This window comes from Paraburkholderia sp. Tr-20389 (assembly GCF_017104565.1).
In the GTDB taxonomy this organism is placed as follows: domain Bacteria; phylum Pseudomonadota; class Gammaproteobacteria; order Burkholderiales; family Burkholderiaceae; genus Paraburkholderia.
This window is the reverse complement of sequence record NZ_JAAGPD010000009.1, coordinates 147,608-167,232: the sequence shown is the minus strand read 5'-3', so window position 1 is coordinate 167,232 and position 19,625 is coordinate 147,608. Positions and strand designations below refer to the sequence as shown.

Annotated in this window: 16 protein-coding genes; 8 read left to right on the top strand and 8 right to left on the bottom strand. The window is 63.5% G+C overall.

The genetic code is table 11. The features are described from left to right. Positions 1–42 precede the first annotated feature (42 nt). The 3 genes from G3N95_RS13410 to G3N95_RS13400 form a co-directional block, all read right to left on the bottom strand. Positions 43–927, bottom strand: coding sequence for a Kdo hydroxylase family protein (locus G3N95_RS13410; RefSeq protein ID WP_205970477.1), 885 nt, complete (start codon positions 925–927; stop codon positions 43–45). 30 nt (positions 928–957) lie between these two features. Continuing rightward, positions 958–1,959, bottom strand: a complete 1,002-nt coding sequence (gene waaC, locus G3N95_RS13405) for a lipopolysaccharide heptosyltransferase I (protein WP_205970476.1) — start codon at positions 1,957–1,959, stop codon at positions 958–960. Positions 1,960–2,923: 964 nt separating this feature from the next. Beyond that, entirely contained in the window at positions 2,924–4,318 is a 1,395-nt protein-coding gene (locus tag G3N95_RS13400; protein WP_205970475.1) for a phosphomannomutase/phosphoglucomutase, read from the bottom strand. 246 nt (positions 4,319–4,564) lie between these two features. On the opposite strand from G3N95_RS13400, the gene G3N95_RS13395 reads away from it, so the two are divergent. From G3N95_RS13395 to galE, 4 genes are read left to right on the top strand one after another with little or no spacing between them, the layout of a single operon-like run. Then, positions 4,565–5,827: an oligosaccharide flippase family protein gene (locus G3N95_RS13395; RefSeq protein WP_205970473.1), complete on the top strand. Its 1,263-nt coding sequence runs from the start codon at positions 4,565–4,567 to the stop codon at positions 5,825–5,827. Next, entirely contained in the window at positions 5,824–6,651 is an 828-nt protein-coding gene (locus G3N95_RS13390; RefSeq protein ID WP_205970471.1) for a glycosyltransferase, read from the top strand. Before G3N95_RS13395 ends, G3N95_RS13390 begins: the two co-directional genes overlap by 4 nt. Before the next feature lie 30 nt (positions 6,652–6,681). Further along, entirely contained in the window at positions 6,682–7,854 is a 1,173-nt protein-coding gene (locus tag G3N95_RS13385; protein ID WP_205970470.1) for a glycosyltransferase family 4 protein, read from the top strand. Positions 7,855–7,868: 14 nt separating this feature from the next. Beyond that, complete coding sequence (gene galE, locus G3N95_RS13380; RefSeq protein WP_205970469.1) at positions 7,869–8,891, top strand: UDP-glucose 4-epimerase GalE; 1,023 nt, start codon at positions 7,869–7,871, stop codon at positions 8,889–8,891. A 123-nt stretch (positions 8,892–9,014) separates the two neighbouring features. Here the strand turns inward: galE and G3N95_RS13375 are convergent, their stop codons facing one another. Then, on the bottom strand, positions 9,015–10,580 hold the full coding sequence (locus G3N95_RS13375; RefSeq protein ID WP_205970468.1) for a methyl-accepting chemotaxis protein: 1,566 nt from the start codon (positions 10,578–10,580) through the stop codon (positions 9,015–9,017). Between the two features lie 210 nt (positions 10,581–10,790). Here G3N95_RS13375 and G3N95_RS13370 point away from each other — a divergent pair, with 210 nt between their 5' ends. Then, positions 10,791–11,891 (top strand): glycosyltransferase, encoded by a 1,101-nt coding sequence (locus G3N95_RS13370; RefSeq protein WP_205970467.1) that lies wholly within the window; start codon positions 10,791–10,793, stop codon positions 11,889–11,891. 102 nt (positions 11,892–11,993) lie between these two features. After that, positions 11,994–12,296, top strand: a complete 303-nt coding sequence (locus G3N95_RS13365; protein ID WP_205970466.1) for a hypothetical protein — start codon at positions 11,994–11,996, stop codon at positions 12,294–12,296. Between the two features lie 97 nt (positions 12,297–12,393). On the opposite strand, the gene G3N95_RS13360 is transcribed toward G3N95_RS13365, so the two are convergent. The 4 genes from G3N95_RS13360 to G3N95_RS13345 are packed head-to-tail and all read right to left on the bottom strand — an operon-like array spanning position 12,394 to position 17,123. Beyond that, entirely contained in the window at positions 12,394–14,283 is a 1,890-nt protein-coding gene (locus tag G3N95_RS13360) for a nucleoside-diphosphate sugar epimerase/dehydratase (protein ID WP_205970464.1), read from the bottom strand. A gap of 5 nt (positions 14,284–14,288) precedes the next feature. After that, a complete protein-coding gene (locus G3N95_RS13355) occupies positions 14,289–15,317 on the bottom strand; it encodes a glycosyltransferase family 4 protein (RefSeq protein WP_205970463.1) in 1,029 nt (342 codons plus the stop codon). Positions 15,318–15,324: 7 nt separating this feature from the next. Continuing rightward, positions 15,325–16,281 (bottom strand): SDR family oxidoreductase, encoded by a 957-nt coding sequence (locus G3N95_RS13350; protein WP_205970462.1) that lies wholly within the window; start codon positions 16,279–16,281, stop codon positions 15,325–15,327. After that, complete coding sequence (locus G3N95_RS13345) at positions 16,278–17,123, bottom strand: glycosyltransferase family 2 protein (protein WP_205970461.1); 846 nt, start codon at positions 17,121–17,123, stop codon at positions 16,278–16,280. Before G3N95_RS13345 ends, G3N95_RS13350 begins: the two co-directional genes overlap by 4 nt. Before the next feature lie 329 nt (positions 17,124–17,452). Between G3N95_RS13345 and G3N95_RS13340 the strand changes: the two genes are divergently transcribed. Together G3N95_RS13340 and G3N95_RS13335 are read left to right on the top strand one after the other, a co-directional pair. Continuing rightward, the gene (locus G3N95_RS13340; RefSeq protein WP_205970460.1) at positions 17,453–18,886 is read left to right on the top strand and encodes a mannose-1-phosphate guanylyltransferase/mannose-6-phosphate isomerase; all 1,434 of its coding nucleotides are present in this window, start codon (positions 17,453–17,455) and stop codon (positions 18,884–18,886) included. Between the two features lie 150 nt (positions 18,887–19,036). Further along, positions 19,037–19,495, top strand: coding sequence for a GtrA family protein (locus G3N95_RS13335; protein WP_205970459.1), 459 nt, complete (start codon positions 19,037–19,039; stop codon positions 19,493–19,495). Positions 19,496–19,625 lie beyond the last annotated feature (130 nt).

Below are 19,625 nucleotides of genomic sequence, written 5' to 3'. Positions count from 1 at the left end.
CGGTGTCTCGCGATGTTTTCAGCAGAACAAGCAGCGCGCCGTTCAAACCAGCGCCCTGCCCTTCAGACGCTCAAGAATGCCAAGCGGTGCGCACTCGGGCTGCACCATCGACTTGACGGGCAAGAAGAAGGTCTGCTCCATCATGAACTGGCCGGACATCACGGCATGCGATGTCTGATCGGAGAAACATACCCACACGCTGCCCGGCGGGAACGGCATCGTCACTTGCGGCGACACCTTCTGGTAGTCGAGATCGGCCTTCATGCCGTCGTGCAGATTCAGCATCAGATGGTCGTACTCGCTGCGCGTCGACTTGGTCACGTGCAGCAGATTCAGCAGCCATGCCGAGCCCGGCATCTGCGGTTTGATGCGCGGCAGAAAGCGCTTCGCCATATCTTCGAACGGTTCGCCGACGCGCCACACGCGCGGCGCGCCGGCCGGATTGATGTTCGTGAACACGCGCAGGATGCGCTCGCCGTAGTTGGGACGCGATGGGAATGCATCGACGTGCAGGCGGCTATCGTCCTTGCGCCACGACGTCTGGCGCGTTTCCACCTGATGCAGGCGCAAGCTGGTCGGCGCGACGCGCAGCTTGCCCTTGTACTCGGGAAAGAGGCCGTCGACGAGCGACCGCGCATTCGACTGATAGCGCGCAATCAGCGCGCGCACGGCCGATTGCGTGACGGCATCGCCCAGCACGCCGTGCAGCGCGCCGCCGTTCGGCGCGAGGCTGATGTTCTTGCGCTTGGGGTCAGCCAGTGCGGGATCGAGCAGAGCACGTTCGCCGCCTTCGATCGCAAACGCGAGGTTCGGGAAATACAGCACCTTGCCGCGTTCGACGCCGGCGAGCAGCGTCTCGCGCGGCACCGACAAACCCTGGCCGTGCCAGTCGGCGCTTGCAACTTCGATGATCTGGGATTCGTTCATGATCGCCTTTTCAAAGCGGATAAAGCCGCGTCACAGCAGGCCGAAGCTGGTCAGCGCGGACTTCACCTGCTGCAGCGTCGGCGGTTGGCCCGCCGTGCCGAGATTCACGACGTTCGGCGACCAGTAGCCGCCCGTGCGCCATGAAGTGGCGAAATTGTACAACTCGACAGTCGGGCGCTTCAGCGCGGCTGCGATATGAACCAGACCTGTATCAACCCCGACCGTGGCCGACGCGCCCTCGATCAGTCCGACCACGGCGGGCAGCGACAGTTTCGGCGGCACGATCGCGGCTGCGCCGAACTCCTTCGCAAGGCGCTCGCTCGTTGCGCGTTCGGCGTCGCTGCCCCACGGCAGAACGATCGACGCGCCGCGCCGCACGAGCGTCTGGCCCAGTTCGATCCACGCGGCGTCGGGCCACTGCTTGTCCGCGCGGGACGTCGCGTGGACGAACACCACGTAAGGCACGGGAAGATTCAGCTGTGCTTCCGACAGCGCGAGTGCTGCGCGGCTGGTGTCGAGTCCGAAGTCGATCTCGTCGGTGGGCTTCGGCGCGGGATCGCCTAGCGCTGCCGCCACCAGTTGCCGTGTACGTTCGACGACGTGCGTGCGCGGCTCGATCGGCACACAACGGTCGTAGAAGAAGCGCACGGGCCATTCGTAACCCGCGCCGTCCGTTCGATTGCCGAGGCCGACGAGCGGCCCGCGCGCCATCTTCGCGACCCACGCGGTCTTGATGAGCCCCTGGCAGTCGATGACGAGATCGTAGTTTTCTGCCGCGAGTGCGCGGCGGAACGCGCCGATTTCGCGCCAGTTGTCGACGGAAAGAATGCGCTTGCGCCAGCGCCGCAACGAGACCGGAATCGCGCGCCGGACGCCGTGAACCAGTTCGACGAGTTTGACGAAACTCTCCTCGACGAGCCAGTCAATCTGCGCATCGGGATGACGGCGGCGAATATCGGCGATGACGGGCATGTTGTGAACGACGTCGCCCAGCGACGACACTCTCACGATTAGTATCTTTTGCGCGCTCAAGAATGGGAACGCCGATTGGTCGGCGTGAAGGGGGTTTTCATTGAAAGCGCAATTTTAGCGCGGTCTTTGCCGGGCGCGCGGAATCCGGTTTTTTGTCTTCGGTTTTTGCCTGCGGCGCGGCGTTGCCGGTTTTTTTCTTTCGCTGGCATCCGCGGTGAGTTGCCGATGGCATCCGCGGTGAGCTATCGCTGGCATCCGCGATGAGTTGCCGCTGGCATCCGCGGTTTCACGTCGTAGTTCATGCGTTGCCCCTGTGCGGGGCGGCACTCACTTTCTTTGCCGCCGCAAAGAAAGTAAGCAAAGAAAGCGGGCTCACACCGCCAGCCCGTGTTCTTGCCTGCGGGCCCCCAACAGTTCTTACGCTCCTCGCGGCAACGCGCTTGTTTGCGCCCGTTGCCAGCGTGCTAACTGCACGCATCACCCACTTCACACTCCCGCGTCACGAACTGCGTTATCAGGCGTCCACCGCCGCCCAGGTGGCAAACCATGTGTAGGCCGTCGCGCTGGAAGTGCACCACTCCGGACTGAAAAGCGGATCGGTGTCGTAAGAGCGCGAACGCATGCGGTGCGACAACCTACACATAGTTTGCCACCTGGGCAGCGCAGACGATTCGCTGCCGCTGAATGCGCTACGGGTGACTGGAGTGGGTGATGCGCCTGTTCGAGGCGCTGGCAACGGGCGCAAAACGATGAGTTGCCGCGTGGAGTGCGGGACCCGTTGGGGGCCCGCAGGCAACGACTAGCACTGGCGGTGTGAGCCCGCTTTCTTTGCTTACTTTCTTTGCGGCGGCAAAGAAAGTGAGTGCAGCCCCGCACAGGGGCAACGCATGAACTACGAAGGCAAATCGCGGATGCCAACAACAACAACAACAACAACACAGCAACAGCAACAGCAACTAAAAAAACAACGACGCCTCCAGGCAAGAACCCAAAGACGTCGCAGACAAAACCAAAAAAGCCAAAATCAGAACGGCAACTTGGCGTCAGCCTTCTCAGCGAGGATGACACGCCGGAAGTCTTCCTGAATCCTCTTCAAGGCCGCATCATTGTCGGCCTCAAACCTCATGACAACGACAGGCGTCGTATTCGACGAACGCGCCAACCCAAACCCATCGGGATACTCGACGCGCAAGCCGTCAATCGTCACAACCTGATCGGCGTCAGGAAACGTCGCGCTCTTCTGCAAACGCGCGATCAACTCGAAGTTCTCGCCTTCCTGCAGCTTCAGCTGCAATTCCGGCGTCGAGTGCGAATTCGGCAGGCTGTTGAGCAGCGCGCTCGGATCCTGCACACGCGCAAGAATTTCGAGCAAACGCGCACCCGTGTAAAGACCATCGTCGAATCCATACCAGCGGTCCTTGAAGAACACGTGGCCGCTCATTTCGCCCGCCAGCGGCGCGCCCGTTTCACGCAGCTTCGCCTTCACCAGCGAGTGGCCCGTCTTCCACATCAGCGGCTCGCCGCCCTTCTCCTTCACCCACGTCGCAAGATTGCGCGTGCACTTCACGTCGTAAATGATCTGCGCACCCTGGTTGCGCGACAGCACTTCTTCGGCGAACAACATCAGCTGACGGTCGGGATAAATGATCTGGCCGTCCTTCGTGACCACGCCCAGACGATCGCCGTCGCCGTCGAACGCAAAGCCGATCTCCGCGTCCGTTTCCTTCAGCGCGCGAATCACGTCCTGCAGATTCTCAGGATGCGCCGGGTCCGGATGGTGATTCGGGAAGTTGCCGTCGATCTCCGTGAACAGCTCGACCAGCTCGCAGCCGAGCGCCTTGAACAGACGCGGCGCAAGGCCGCCCGCGACGCCGTTGCCCGTGTCGACCACCAGCTTCAGCGGACGCGCGAGCTTGATGTCGCTCGTGATGCGCTCGAGGTACGCATCGGCAATGTCGTAGTCCTGATACGTGCCGCTGCCGCTTTCGAAGCGGTTTTCGGTGATGCGCTTGTACAGGCCTTGAATCTGCTCGCCGTAGATGGCCGCGCCGCGCAGCACCATCTTGAAGCCGTTGTAGTCCGGCGGATTGTGGCTGCCCGTGACGACGATGCACGAGTCGACCCGGCGTTCGCCGCCGTCGAGCTTGAGCGGCACGCTGGCCGCAAAGTAGCCGACGGGCGTCGGCACCATGCCGACGTTGACCACGTCGACACCCGCCGAGCGCAGGCCGTCGGACAGCGCCTGGATCAATTCGGGACCGGAGAGACGTCCGTCGCGTGCAACGACGACAGCATCGCCGCCCTGTGCGCGCACTTCGCTGCCGAATGCGCGGCCGATCGAACGCGCGGTCTCGGCGTCGAGCGTCTTGCCGATCACTCCGCGGATGTCATATGCCTTGAATATGGATTGCGAGATCATGGATTGGCTCACTTACGTGCAATGGGAAATGGGGTTGACACAGCGTGGTCATGGCACTGTGCCTTGCCGGAAGCGATCCGGATACAACTTATAATTGCGCTTTTCAGCGACGCCTTACTGGCGCCATTCTAATGCTTAGACGCCTCGCGCTCACAAAGTTGCCGCATCGCAAGATCGGCTGGGCACGCCAATATCAAGACTACATGCACCTCCCGTGCCCGCAGCGTGCGTCCGGACATCATGCGGATGCCGGCGCTTAAGCGTTTCGCGAATCCCGACGTCACGCGCGCTGTCGCAAACCTTGTCTGGCTTGGGCTCGAGCGCCTGACCCAGATCGGCGTGGCGATCGCGATCAGCGGCGTGCTGGCGCGTTATTTCGGCCCCGACGTGTTCGGCAAATGGCAGTACGCCAACACGCTTTTGCTCGTGCTGTCGCCGATTACATGGGTCTGCGGTGCCGAGATTCTCGTGCCGACCATCGTCCATCGTCCGCCCGGCGAGGTGGGCACCGTGCTCGGCAGCGCATTCGCGCTGCGCCTCTCGGTGTCGGCCGTGGCGCTGGTGCTGACATGGATCGGGATTGCCGCCGGCCTCACGGATCCCGTCGTCGGCGCGATGCTCGCCGGCCTCGCCGTGACGATGCTGTTCCGCGAGCCGTTCGTCGGCGTGATCAACGCGTGGCTGCAAAGCATGACCTACAGCAAGCCGCAGTTGCTCACCAGCATGACGACGGCCATCGCCAAGGCGCTCCTCGTCTGGCTGCTGGTGCGCGCCGCCGCCGCGCCGTCTCGCTTCGGCTGGCTGTGGGCGCTCGAATCGGCCGTGATTGGCGCAGTGCTGGTCATCTATTACATGCAGCGCCACGGCGGCAAGCTCGGCTGGCACATCGACCGCGCGCTCTTCCGCCACTTCGCGACGGCGGGCACGGTGTTCTGGCTCGGCCTGATCTGCATGTACCTGTTCCTCAAGCTCGACCGGCTGATGCTGGAGCGCGCAATTTCATTCGCCGATCTCGGCCGCTATTCGGCCGCGCAACAGCTGAACGAAAACTGGATCACGCTGGCGCTGATGCTGGCGCAAACGCTTGCGCCGGCTTTCGTCTACCGGATTCAGGACGCCGTACAACTGCGCCGCAACATGTGGCGGCTCACGGCGATGACGGCCGTGTTGATGATCGCGGGTGCGTTCGTGCTGGACCTGCTGGCGGGTTTCATCATTCGCCGCGTGTTCGGGCCGAACTTCGAAGAGGCCGTCGATATTTTCCGCTGGGCCGTATGGTTGTCCGTTCCCGCGGGCATCGAGGCGATCGGTAACCTGGTCGTCCTCAAGTATCAGGCGAAGTTCGTGTTGCTGTCGAAATGGCTGCTCGCGCTCGCTGTCGCGTGCGTCGTCAACCTGCTGGCGATCCCCCGCTTCGGCGCGTATGGCGCGCTGATCGGACTCGCGTGCGGCTATCTGGCTGCGGCGTCGGTCAATATTTATTACATCCGTTACAAGCTGCGTCCATGACGTCTCCTTCACTCACGCAGCCCCTAACCGGCTCACTCGACGATGTCGCGGTGCTGATGCCCGCGTACAACGGCCAGGTCGACGTCGACCGCACGCTGGCCTCATTCAGCGAAGACGCGCGCATTCACGTGCTGATCGTCGACGATGGCAGCACGCCGCCCATCGTCGCGCCGACGCTGCCGAACATGTCGATCGACGTGCTGCGCATGCCGCAGAACGGCGGGATCGAACGCGCGTTGCAGGCGGGCATCGAAGCGCTCGCGGCACGCGGCTTCCGCTACGCCGCGCGCATCGATGCCGGCGATCTGGCCGTGCGGGGGCGTCTCGCGAAGCAGCGCGCGTATCTCGAAGCACATCCGCAGGTCGCGGGTCTCGGCATGTGGACGCAAGTGGTGTCGCGCGATGGTGCGCCGTTGTTCATGCTGACGCCGCCCGCCGAGCCGCGCACGATCCGCCGCGTGCGCTTTCTGCGCGCGTGTTTCGTGCATCCGTCGATGATGCTGCGGGTCGACGCCGTGCTGGCCGTCGGCAACTATCGCGAAGCCTACAAGGCGGCCGAAGACCTCGATCTGTTCCTGCGCCTGATGCAGCGCTACGACTGCGCGAACCTGCCCGAACTCGGCCTGTATTACGAATTGAACGAAGGCGGCATCAGCGCGACGAAACGCCGCCGCCAGATCGCATCGACGCTGCGTTTGCAGATGCGGTATTTCAATGTGCTGAACGTGTGCGATTGGCTGGGTCTCGCGAAGAACCTGCTGCACTTCGTGACGCCTTACAAGACGCTTCAACGCATGAAAAAGCGGCTCTACGCGCCCACCTGACATGCGCACACACTACAACGCATCGCAAGCATGAAGCCATCCATCGAATCCGCCGGCGCGCTGCGCATCGCGCTCGTCTGCAACACCGCGTTCGCGATCTACCAGTACCGGCAAGGGCTGATACGGACACTCGTCGCGCGCGGCGTCGCGGTGACGGTGATCGCGCCGCGCGACCGCACGACTGCGCTGCTCGAACAGATGGGCTGCAACTGCATCGAACTGCACGTCGCGTCGAAAGGCACGAATCCGCGCGACGATCTGCGCACGATGGGCGCGCTATACAAGCTGTATCGGTCGATCCGTCCGCATATCGTGTTTCACTACACGATCAAGCCGAACATCTACGGCACGATCGCGGCGAAGCTGGCGGGCGTCGATTCCGTTGCCGTTACGACGGGCCTCGGCTATGTTTTTATCCAGAAGAGCCGCGCCGCGCAGATTGCCAAACTTTTGTATCGTTTTGCATTCCGTTTTCCGCGCGAAATATGGTTTCTGAATCAGGACGACGAAGCCGCTTTTCGCGACCAGAAGCTGCTGGCGCATCCCGAGCGCGCTCGGCTTCTGCATGGCGAAGGCGTGGATCTCGAACAGTTTTCTTTCACGCCTTTGCCTGATCGTAAAAATGCCGATGAAAATAATCAGCGGGCATTTTCTTTTGTATTAATCGGCCGCCTGTTGTGGGATAAAGGCGTGGGCGAATATGTCGAAGCAGCAAGACGACTGCGCGCAACCTATCCTGATGCGCGCTTTCAGTTGCTCGGCCCTGTCGGCGTCGACAATCCGAGCGCGATTTCGCAGGCCGAAGTCGATGCATGGGTGCGCGAAGGCGTAATCGACTATCTGGGCGAAGCGCATGACGTGCGCCCGCTGATCGCCGCCGCCGATTGCGTCGTGCTGCCTTCGTACCGCGAAGGCGTGCCGCGTACGCTGATGGAAGCATCGGCGATGGGACGGCCCATTGTCGCGACCAACGTGCCGGGCTGCCGCGAAGTCGTCGCGGACGGTGTCAACGGCCTGTTATGCGAAGCGCGTAGTGTAGATAGCCTCGCAGCGGCGCTCGCGCGAATGCTCGACATGCACGACGACGAACGTCGCGCGATGGCCGAGCGCGGCCGGGCGAAAGTCACGCGTGAATTCGACGAACGCGGTGTCGTCGAACGGTACAAGAGCCTGATCCAGCAGTTGACGGGCATATCACTCTAATAAGGGAGCTCAGCATGACCACGAAGGGCACGATTCTGGTAACGGGCGGTGCAGGCTTTATCGGTTCGCACACGTGCGTGGAACTGCTCAACAGCGATTACGACGTGGTCGTGATCGACAATCTCGTGAACAGCAAGCGCGAATCGATCGTGCGCGTCGAGAAGATCACGGGCAAGAAAGTCGCGTTCTACGAAGCCGACGTGCGCGACGAGGCCGTGCTCAACACGATCTTCGACACGCATCCCATCACGGGCGCGATTCACTTTGCCGCGCTGAAGGCGGTGGGCGAATCGGTCGCGAAGCCGCTCGAGTACTACCGGAACAACATGGACGGCCTGCTCGTGCTGCTCGACGTGATGCGCGCGCGCAATGTGAAGCAGTTTGTATTCAGCTCGTCGGCGACCGTCTACGGCGTGCCGAAGAGCTCGCCCATCGACGAATCGTTCCCGCTCTCGGCGACCAATCCGTACGGCCAGAGCAAGCTGATCGCCGAGCAGATCCTGCGCGACCTCGAACTCTCCGATCCGTCGTGGCGCATCGCGACGCTGCGGTATTTCAACCCGGTCGGCGCGCACGAAAGCGGCCTGATCGGCGAAGACCCGGGCGGCGTGCCGAACAACCTGATGCCGTATGTCGCGCAGGTCGCCGTCGGCAAGCTCGAAAGGCTGCGCGTGTTCGGCGGCGATTACGACACGCCGGACGGCACAGGCGTGCGCGATTACATTCACGTCGTCGATCTGGCGCGCGGACACATCGCGGCGCTCGATGCCCTCGTCAAGCGCGACGCGAGCTTCGTCGTCAATCTCGGCACGGGCCAGGGCTATAGCGTGCTCGACGTCGTGAAGGCGTTCGAGAAGGCGTCCGGCAAGCCGGTGCCGTACGAGATCGTCGCGCGCCGCCCGGGCGACGTCGCGCAGTGCTTCGCGAACCCCGCGAAGGCGCTCGACGTGATCGGCTGGCAAGCGCAATACGGCATCGAGCGCATGTGTGCGGACCACTGGCGCTGGCAGGCGCAGAATCCGCGCGGCTTCGAGTAACGGGTTTTGCTCAGTTACGCCGGCGGGAAAATCCCGGCAAGACGCCGCTCGACATCATCGAGGTGAAATCGGGCGGCTTCGCCGGGCTCAGGCCACCGGCAAAAGCGCACGCGCAGTCGGGTCTCAGGCTGCGCCATGCGCGGCTTCGAGCCTGAATACGGCAACCGCCTCGCGCAGCACAACAGCCTGCGCTTCGAGCGTCTTTGCTGCCGCTGCGGCCTGCTCGACGAGCGCCGCGTTCTGCTGCGTCACTTCATCGATCTGCCCGATCGCCTTGTTGATCTGCTCGATGCCGTCGCTCTGCTCGTGAGCGGCGCCCTCGATCTCGTTCATGATGCCCGTCACACGTTGGACGGAGTTCATCGCCTCTTCCATCGTCTTGCGAGCATCAGCAACGAGCGACGCGCCCTGCGCGACCTGTGCCGTCGAATCGCCGATCAGCTCGCGAATCTCCTTTGCCGCCGCACCCGAGCGCTGCGCCAGCGCGCGCACTTCCGACGCGACCACGGCGAAGCCGCGCCCCTGCTCGCCCGCGCGCGCCGCTTCGACGGCCGCGTTCAGCGCAAGGATGTTGGTCTGAAACGCAATGCCCTCGATGATGCCGATGATCTCGCCGACCTTGCGCGACGATGTCGTGATGCCGTCCATCGTTTCCGTGACGCGCGTCACCACGTCGCTGCCGCGCACCACCGTTTCCAGCGCGCCCTGCGCGAGACGGCTCGCGAGCTTCGCGTTGTCGGTGTTCTGCTTGACGGTCGCCGACAGCTCTTCCATGCTCGCCGCCGTTTCCTGCAACGCGGCCGCCTGCTGCTCGGTCCGGCTCGACAGGTCTGCATTGCCGGCGGCGATCTCGTTCGCGCCGAGCGTAATCGAATGCGTGCTGCCACGCACTTTCGACACCGTGTCGACCAGCCCGTCGCGCATCTGCGACAGCGCCTGCAGCAGCTGGCCCATTTCGTTGCGCGAGCGCACCTTGACGGCCGTTGTCAGATCGCCGTCGGCCATGCTGCGGAAATGGCGGATCGTCTGGTTCACCGGCTTCACCACCGCCGACGACAAACCCGCGCGCGCCATCGCGCCGACCACCAACGCGGCTACGCCGATCGCGATGAACAGGCCCGTCGAAATCACGAAGCGCCGGCTCAACTGCTCGGCCTCATGCCGGCGATTGTCGGCCTGCGCATGCTGGAGCGCGGCGATCGCCTTCGCGTAGACGCCGTAGAAGCGGTCGGCCGTTTCGCCCTGAATCGTGCGGAAGGTGTTGAAGTCGTTGTCGACGAGCGCCTTGTGCTCCGGCTCGATCGCCTGATTGACGAGCGCCGTGCGCGCGTCGGCGACGGTCTGCGCGAGCTTGCGCTCTTCATCGCTGCCGAACGGCGAAGCCATGTAGCTGCGGAAATCCTCGTTCGACGAGTCGAGCACCTTGTGTGCGGCGGCGAGCAGTCCGTCCGTATCCTTGCCGACGCTGAAGAGCGTCTCGTAGCTGCCGAGCGACAGCCGCACCTGCAAGAGCTTCTCAGAACTCGACGTGAGCGCGCTCATCGCCGCCGACGACTGCTGCACATCCTGCAAGCCGTCATTGGTGACTTTCAGCGCGCCCCAGCCGACGCCGATCACGATCAGAAGAAATGCCGCGAAGATGCCGATGACGAGCGTCAGTCCCTGCCGGATTGTGATGTTATTGAGCATGAGTGTCCGTGACGTGCAGTCGGCTGGCCGGGATGGCAGCCCCATCGATGGCTATCGGCATCGCGTGGCGGACTCCGAATAGGGAGAATCCATGACGCAGCATGTGGGACGGCGCGCGACGTTTGCTGAAAATAGCGCTCCGGTCAACCCGTCCGGGCGCGCTGCGTTTCATTTGTATAATCCACCGTTTGCTTTCCAGCCCCGACTTTCATGCTCAGTTTCGCGCTCGGCTTCATCGTTTCACTACTGGTCACGCTCGTGATCGTGCGGTACGCGCATCTGCATGAAACGTTTGCGGACACCGATCTGGCCGGCGTGCAGAAATTCCACGCGCGGCCCGTGCCGCGAATCGGCGGAACGGGCATTCTGATTGGACTGGTGGTGTCGGCGATCCAGCTGTATCGCCCTTATCCGGGCGTGTCGGCGGGAATACTCGGCGTCGTCGCGTGCGGCCTTCCCGCGTTCGCTTCGGGTCTGATCGAAGACCTGACCAAGAAGGTGTCGCCGCTCGCACGGCTCATCTGCACGATGGTCGCCGCCGCGCTCGCCTACTTCGTGCTCGGCATCGCCGTCACGCGCATCAGCGTGCCGCCGCTCGACTTTCTGCTCTCCTATGCCGCGATCTCCTGCGCGGTGACCGTTCTGGCCGTCGCGGCGCTTGCCAACGCGATCAATATCATCGACGGCTTCAACGGGCTGGCGTCGATGGTCGCGTTCATGATGTTCGCGTCGCTGGCCTATGTCGCGTTCCAGGTGCACGACCCGATCGTGCTGTCGGCGTCGCTGATCATGATGGGCGCGGTGATGGGCTTCTTCATCTGGAATTTCCCGGCGGGCCTGATCTTTCTCGGCGACGGCGGCGCCTACTTCATCGGCTTCATGCTCGGCGAACTGTCGATCATGCTCGTGATGCGCAACCGCGACGTGTCGGCGTGGTATCCCGTGCTGCTGTTCATGTACCCGATCTTCGAAACCTGCTTCTCGATCTACCGGAAGAAGTTCATCCGCGGCATCTCGCCCGGCATTCCCGACGGCGTGCATCTGCACATGCTCGTCTACAAGCGCCTGATGCGCTGGGCGGTCGGCGCACGCACCGCGCGCGAGCTGACGCGGCGCAATTCGCTGACGTCGCCGTATCTCTGGCTGCTCTGCCTGATCGCCGTGGTTCCCGCGACGCTGTTCTGGCGGCACACGCTGCATCTGTTCTGCTTCGTGATCGTGTTCGCCGCGACGTATGTGTGGCTGTACGTGAGCATCGTGCGGTTCAAGGTGCCGCGCTGGCTGGTGGTCCGCAAAAGACGGCATTCCTGATGGAATCCCCAATGGCAGGCGCGCAACGACTCTCTACCATGAGATAGCGCACCGCGCCATATTCTGACGAGGCGGTGCTCTTTCTGAACCCGGGAGCGTTCGATGAGCATCAGTCAGATCGGCGTCGCGCTTTTTGCGCTATGTGCGCTTTCCGTTGCCCCGCTCGCGTTCGCCAACACCGTGGTAATCGACAACGTCAAATGGAGCGCGACCCACGTCGATACGTCCCATACCGCGCCTGAATGCACGGCCTACTCGAAACGCCGGCTCGACAAGCAGGTCGACGACCCCGACGCCGTGGACATTGCGTTGAAGCTCCTGGGAACGGCCGTCGCGACGGTTGCGATGTCAAGGGTGGGCCACTCGAACGGCGGCGTGCCGGATCCCTGCCGTTCCGGCTTCTGATGGCTTCCGGGGCCGGCGCAAGCCGCGGCTTACCTGGCGACCCGAACGACGGCCACCCGCGACAGACATGAAAAAAGGCGCCTCGGCGCCCTTTTCGTTACATCAATGCCCGCTTGCCCGCCGGCGACGGCACGCTGCGCAGCGGCGGCGCGAGCAGCGTCGGCTGATATTCGGCGACCCAGCGACGCAGATCGCGGCGCACTTCGTCGTCCGTCAGCACGCGATGCTGCATCAGCCACGGCAACAGTTCGTCGAGCAGATTGTCGGGCACGCCGCGCGCCTGCGCGATGCGCAGTTTCGAATGCGGCGTGCGCGTCGTGGTTTCCTCGTCGGCGAGCAGTTCTTCGTACAGCTTCTCGCCGGGGCGCAAACCTGTGAACTCGATGCGGATCTGCTCTTCGGTAAAGCCGTACAGACGGATCAGGTCGCGCGCGAGATCGACGATCTTCATCGGCTCGCCCATGTCGAGAATGAAGATTTCGCCGCCGTGACCCATGCTCGATGCCTGCAGCACGAGTTGCGACGCCTCGGGAATCGTCATGAAGAAGCGCGTGATTTCCGGGTGCGTGACCGTGACGGGGCCGCCCTTCGCGATCTGCTGCTGGAACTTGGGAATCACGCTGCCCGCGCTGCCGAGCACGTTGCCGAAGCGCACCGTCTCGAACTGCGTGCGCTCGCTGGTCTGCTGCAGCGCCTGACAGGCCATTTCCGCGAGTCGCTTGCTCGCGCCCATCACGTTGGTCGGATTGACGGCCTTGTCGGTCGAAATCAGAACGAAGCGCTTCACGTCATGGCGAATCGCCGCGCGCGCCACGCGATAGGTGCCGAGCACGTTGTTGCGCAGCGCCTGCCACGCGTTCTGCTCTTCCATCAGCGGCACGTGCTTGTAGGCGGCCGCGTGGTAGACGATGTGCGGCGTGAAGCGCGCCATCACATGATCGAGCAGCAGCGAATCCTTCGCGTCGCCGATCACCGGGACGATCGACAGCCCGGGGAAGCGCTCGTGCAACTCTTCGACGAGCCGGTACATCGCGTACTCGGAGATATCGAAGGCGATCAGTTGCGCGGGCTTGAAGCGCAGGATCTGGCGGCACAGTTCCGAGCCGATCGAGCCGCCCGCGCCCGTCACCATCACCACGCGCGCGTGCAGCAACGCTTCGACGTGCGGCGTGTCGATATGCACGGGCTCGCGTCCGAGCAGATCTTCGAGGTCGATATGACGCACGCGCGACATCGACGCCTGCCCTTCCGTCATATCCGCCAACGCGGGCAGCACCATCGCGCGCACGCCCGCGCGCACGCACAGCGTGGCCGCGCGGCGCTGCTGCTCGACGGGTGCAGACGGAATCGCGATGATCGCGTACTCGGTCTTCATCGCCTCGGCGATTTCCGGCAGCTTGCTGATCGGACCCAGCACCTTGTAGCCGTAGATCTCGCGGCCCTGCTTCGACACGTCGTCATCCAGCAGGCCGATCAGGCGCCATTCGCTCGAACGCGACAGTTCGCGCGCCAGCATCGCGCCCGCCGTGCCCGCGCCGATCACGACGACAGGCTTGCCCTGCGCGACGAGGCCGCCGTATAGATAGAACTCTTTCGCCGCGCGGTACAACGCGCGCGAGCCGCCCATGCCGAGAAACAGCAGCAGCGGCGAGACGAGCAGCACGGAACGCGGAATGATCGGGACGGGCTGGATCATCACGGCGAGAATCATCGACAGCAACGCGCCCGTCGCGACCGCCTTCGAAATACGCATCAGGTCGGGCAGGCTCGCGAACACCCACATGCCGCGGTACAGGCCGAAGATGCGGAACATCATGCCGTAGACGGGCAGCACCCAGATGAGCGCGTGCAGCGCGCCGTCGCGGAAATCGACGGGCACGGCCCCGTTGAAGCGGATCACGTAGGCGACGAGCCACGTGCCGGCGACGGCGGCCAGGTCGAACAGGAAAGCGCTGAAGGATAGCCAGCTGGCTTTGGTTCTGAGCATCAGCGTCATACCTCGGAATGTTTGGACAGTGTGGCCTGGAACCGGCGCCAGCGCAGATCGACGATGCTTCCGACGACGACCAGCACGCCGGCCCATCCCACTACGATGCCCCACTGAGTGGCCGCAGACCGGCCGAGTGCGAATAAAGCAAGTGCTATGCCGATGACCATCACCGCATACCACGTCCACGCGGTGCCGGCATGACCGACGCCCGAGCGGACCATGCGTTGATAGTAGTGCTCACGGTGCGCTTGCCAAAACTTTTCACCGCGCGCGAGGCGCCGCGCGAGCGTCACTGACGCATCGCCGATGAACGGCGCGAACACGAGTGCCGGGAACCACACGGGCCACGCGCCGCCGCGCCAGCCCCAGTAACCGAGCGCGCCCGCCAGGTAACCGAGCGAAATCGAGCCCGCGTCGCCGAGAAAGATCCGTGCCGGGTGGAAATTGAAGAACAGGAAACCGAGCGCTGCCGCCGCTACCGCCAGCGATGCGAGGGCGAGCTCGGGCATCGGATGGTCGGAGAGCAGCGCCGCCGCCGCGTAACCCGCGAAGCCGAACAGCGCCATGCCGCCCGCGAGACCGTCCGCGCCGTCCATGAAATTGTAGAGATTGACCAGCCAGATCATCAGAAATGCCAGCGCCACGAGCACCCACCACGACGCCGCAGCCGGAAACAGCGCGACAGTGGCGACGACGGCGATCAGATGCGCGGCGAAACGCACGCGCGCGGGCAAACCGCGCCGGTCGTCGACCTGCGACACGGCGGCGAGAAACGCCGTCGCCAGCGCGACGAACCACAGGGACGGCGCAACCAGCAGCATCGCGACGACGGCGACAGGCACGATGCCCCAGCCGCCGACGCGCGGCGTCGGGCGCACGTGCAGCGAGCGGTCGTTGGGGATGTCGGTCGCGAGACGCCACGCGAGGCCTGTCTTCAGCAGCAGATACAGGATCGCCGCGCACGCGCAGACGGCCACGCCGGCAACGAGGGGAAAAGTCCACGGAGACATCAGTGAATCTTGCATCTGCATGAACGGTTCAGTGAGTCGAACGATACCAGTCGGCGGTTGCCGACAGACCTTCGTCGGTCGAGAACGGGGGTTGCCAGCCAAGCACGTCGCGAATGTGCGACGTATCGACCTGCAGACCGCCGATCAGACGATCGACCTGCGCTGAGCGGCCCGTCAATCGCCCCGCCGCCCGCAGCCAGCCGGCCGGCACGGGCAGCAGCCGCGCCGGCTTGCCGAGATGCCGCGCCAGCGCGCGCACCAGTTCCGCGACAGTCGGTGCGGTGCTGTCCGCGACGTGAAAGCGCTGGCCTGCCGCGCGCGGATCGGTTGCACAGCGCATCAGCGCATCCGCCAGATTGCCGACGTAGACCATGCTGCGCCGTGCGTCGGCGCCGCCGAGCGGCAGCGGCACGCCGCGCCAGACGGCGTCCATCAGACGCAGGAAGTTAGCGCGCACTTGCGGCCCGTAGACGAGCGGCGGGCGGGCGATGACGATCTCCAACCCCGTCGCGTCGCCGAGACGGATGAGGTCTTCTTCGGCGGCACGCTTCGAGCGGCCATACGCGTCGTCGATGCGCGGCGTATCGTCTTCACGCAAGGGCTTGCCGTGGTCGCTCTCGGCGACGGCCTTGATGCTGCTGACGAACACGAAACGCGGCACGCCACGCTGCTGCGCCGCCGCCGCGAGCCGCAGCGTGCCGTCGACATTGGTCGCGCGGAACGCGGCATCGGGGTCAGCCGCGGTGTCGTGCATCACGTGCACGCGAGCGGCCAGATGCACGATGCAGTCGGCTGTCAGGCCGGCGGGCCAGGACTGCGCGATGCCGTTGTAGTCCGTGCTCGCGTCGACCCATTCCACCACGCCGTCCACGCATGTGCCCGAACGCCGCACGAGTCCCGTCACGCGATGACCCGCGTCGAGCAGCGCGCGACACAGCGCGCGTCCGACGAACCCGTTCGCCCCGCTCACGACCACATGACTCATAGCCACTTCCAGCCGAAACGGTTGAAGAACCGGAACGCCGACGCGACGAACATCCGGATGTGCGCGGAGCCTTTGCGAGCCGCGCCGCCGCCATGATGCAGCACGCGCATCGCGGGCAGATAGGCGATCCGGGCGACTTCGTGCGTGCGCAGGCTCAGGTCGTAGTCCTCGAAATAGAGGAAATAGCGCGGGTCGAAGCCGGCGAGCTGCTTCAGCACATTGGTTCGATACAGCATGAAACAGCCGCTGACGATGGGCGGATCCCACACGATGTCGCGGTCGTTGATGACATCGCGCATTTCGTAGCGCGCAAGACGCCGCGTGAAGAACCGGCGGACGCGTGCGGGCAGGAAACCGCGTACGAACAGGTCGAGCAGCGTCGGGTAGCGGCGGCACAGATACTGGATGCTGCCGTCTTCCTCGCCGATGCGCGGCGTCAGCAAACCGACGTCCGGATGGCTTTCGAAGAAATCGACCGCGCGCACCAGCGCGTTCCGGTCGAGATCGATGTCCGGGTTCAGCACGAGGTGGTAGCGATACGCCGCGCCCTCGATGGCCAGATTGTGGCCGCGGCCATAACCTACGTTGCCGTGCCCGGCAATGATCGAGCAGGTCGCGCCGCGCGCGCGCAGCGCACCGACGGAGGCCGTCGTATCGGGCGACCCGCCGTTATCGACGAGACTGACATGCAGTTTGAATGCCGGACGCGCCTCTTTCAGCGCATCGTATGCGGCAGCGAGACTTTTCAGTGTCTGTGCGAGCTGCGCCGGGTCCGTCCGGTACACGACCAAAGACACGGAGAGACCCTCGATCTCGTTGCCCGACTCACGCGTAGTGTTCATGTGGTTAAAGCAGCGTGTCTGGTGGGCGACACTGTATTTTTGGTAGGGGCAAATCGGAGTCGCAAGTTTGCGGAAAATGCGAGGATTCGGCAACTCGATTTTCGCTTTGTTACCGTAAAGAAACAGTAAATAACAAAACAGGACAAATCGGGCGCGCGCCATATTTCGGCATTCTTTCTGTAAAGCGCTTTCACTTGCTCAATAAACGACGACGAAGTAAAGTCGCGTGCACTTTGCACCCTCGCCGAACCGGCGAGAACGACGCCGGGCCGGCGTTTTCCACGCTTTATCGAGCGTGATCCAGAATTTTATTGCTTGAAGGCTTCCTCATGGCGAACCTACCCATCGTGCCCGTCATCCTCGCTGGCGGCTCCGGAACGCGGTTGTGGCCCCTTTCCCGAGCGCTTTTCCCGAAGCAGTTTCTGCCGCTGACGGGCGAACGCACCATGCTGCAGGAAACGCTGAACCGGCTGGAAGGTATCGAGGGCCTGTGCAGCCCGCTGGTCGTTTGTCACGACGACCATCGGTTCATCGTCGCCGAACAGCTGCGTCAGCGCCATTCGCTCGACGCCACCATCATTCTGGAACCGGTTAGCCGCAATACCGCGCCTGCCATCGCCGTCTCGGCGCTGCAGGCATTGCGCGACGGCTCCGACCCGCTGCTGCTGGTTCTCGCCGCCGACCACGTGATCCGCGACGTCGAGGTGTTCCATCAAGCCGTCGCAGCGGCCGCGCAGGTTGCCGAAACCGGCGCGATGGCGACCTTCGGCATCAAACCCGTCGCGCCGGAAACGGGCTACGGCTATCTGCGCGCGGCACCCGGCGAGCAAGGCCAGGTGATGCGGCTCGCGACGTTCGTCGAAAAACCCGATCTGGATACCGCGCGCGCTTACCTGGCATCCGGCGAATACTTCTGGAACAGCGGCATGTTCCTGTTCCGCGCGTCGGTGTATCTGAAAGAACTCGAGAAATTCGCGCCGGAGATGCTGGCGGCCTGCCGTGCTTCGCTCGACGCCGCCAAGGACGACCTGGACTTCGTGCGGCTCGACAAGGAAGCGTTCGCCCAGTCGCCGGAAGATTCCGTCGACTACGCCGTCATGGAGAAGACCGACAAGGCGATGATCGTCTCGCTCGATGCGGGCTGGAGCGACGTCGGCTCGTGGTCCGCGCTGTGGGACGTCGCCGAGAAGGACGGTGAAGGCAACGTGACCAAGGGCGACGTGATCGGCTTCGGCAACGAAAACTGCTTCCTGCAGTCGTCGGGCGGCCGTCTGGTCGCGGCTGTCGGCCTCGACAACCTGATCGTCGTCGACACCGACGACGCCGTTCTGATTGCGAACAAAAAGGATGTCCAGCACGTCAAGAAAATCGTCGAGAAGCTGAAGGCCGAGCAGCGCTCGGAGGCCGTTCAGCACCGTCTGGTCTACCGTCCGTGGGGAAGCTACGATTCGATCGACAAAGGCGCGCGCTATCAGGTGAAGCGCATCACGGTGAACCCCGGCGCCAAGCTTTCCGTGCAAATGCACCATCATAGGGCAGAGCACTGGGTGGTCGTGTCGGGCACCGCTCGTGTCCAGAACGGCGAGCACGAAACGCTGCTGACCGAGAACGAGTCGGTCTATATCCCCGTGGGGAACGTCCACGCGCTGGAAAATCCGGGCAAGATCCCGCTGGAATTGATCGAAGTCCAATCCGGCGCTTATCTCGGCGAAGACGACATCGTCCGCTTCGACGACCGCTACGGCAGACACGAAAGGAAGTAAAGGTCAAGCCCTTCCGGCACGCTCGCCTCAACGCGCTCGTCGCCGGATGCCCGTTCATGTACCATACGCCACTTGGCAGTGCGACCGAAAGGACAGCATTCCTTGCGTAAACGGTGTGGGCCGTCGATATCCCACTTAGGCAACCAGCATATGACCCGCTTCTTTTCGATCGCCTTTATTAGGGAAATTTTTGCATTCGGTGTCGTCGGTACAATCGGCTTTGTCGTCGACACCAGTGTCCTTTATCTGACGAAAGGCCATTTCGGCCTCTTCTACGGCCGGGCGACCTCGTTCGTCTGCGCCGCATTCACGACCTGGCTCATCAACCGGGCGTGGACTTTCAAGAACAAGCGCTCGTCGCTCGACGCGAAATCCGAATTCGCCGTTTATTTCCTGCTCATGCTGATGGGCGGCGCCGTCAATTATTCGGCCTACTATTTCACGGTATCGAAGTATCCCGTTGCGGCGGCACATCCGATCATCGGTGTCGCCGTGGGCAGCATCGCCGGCATGTTCGTGAACCTCATGAGCTCTCGCATGATCTTGTTCAAGCACCGGGACCGGTCGGTTGAGACCGCCGATGTGCCGCTTCATGCCGAAATCGGTTGATCGTCGGGGGCCGGCGGGTCGTCACCCGGTCGCCGCGCCCGTTTTCCGCTAATCGCGACTGCGCCGCTGTGCACGAGGGCAGTCGCGTCGTCATGCGCATCGCCACCTGGAGCGGCCTCGCGCATTCCAT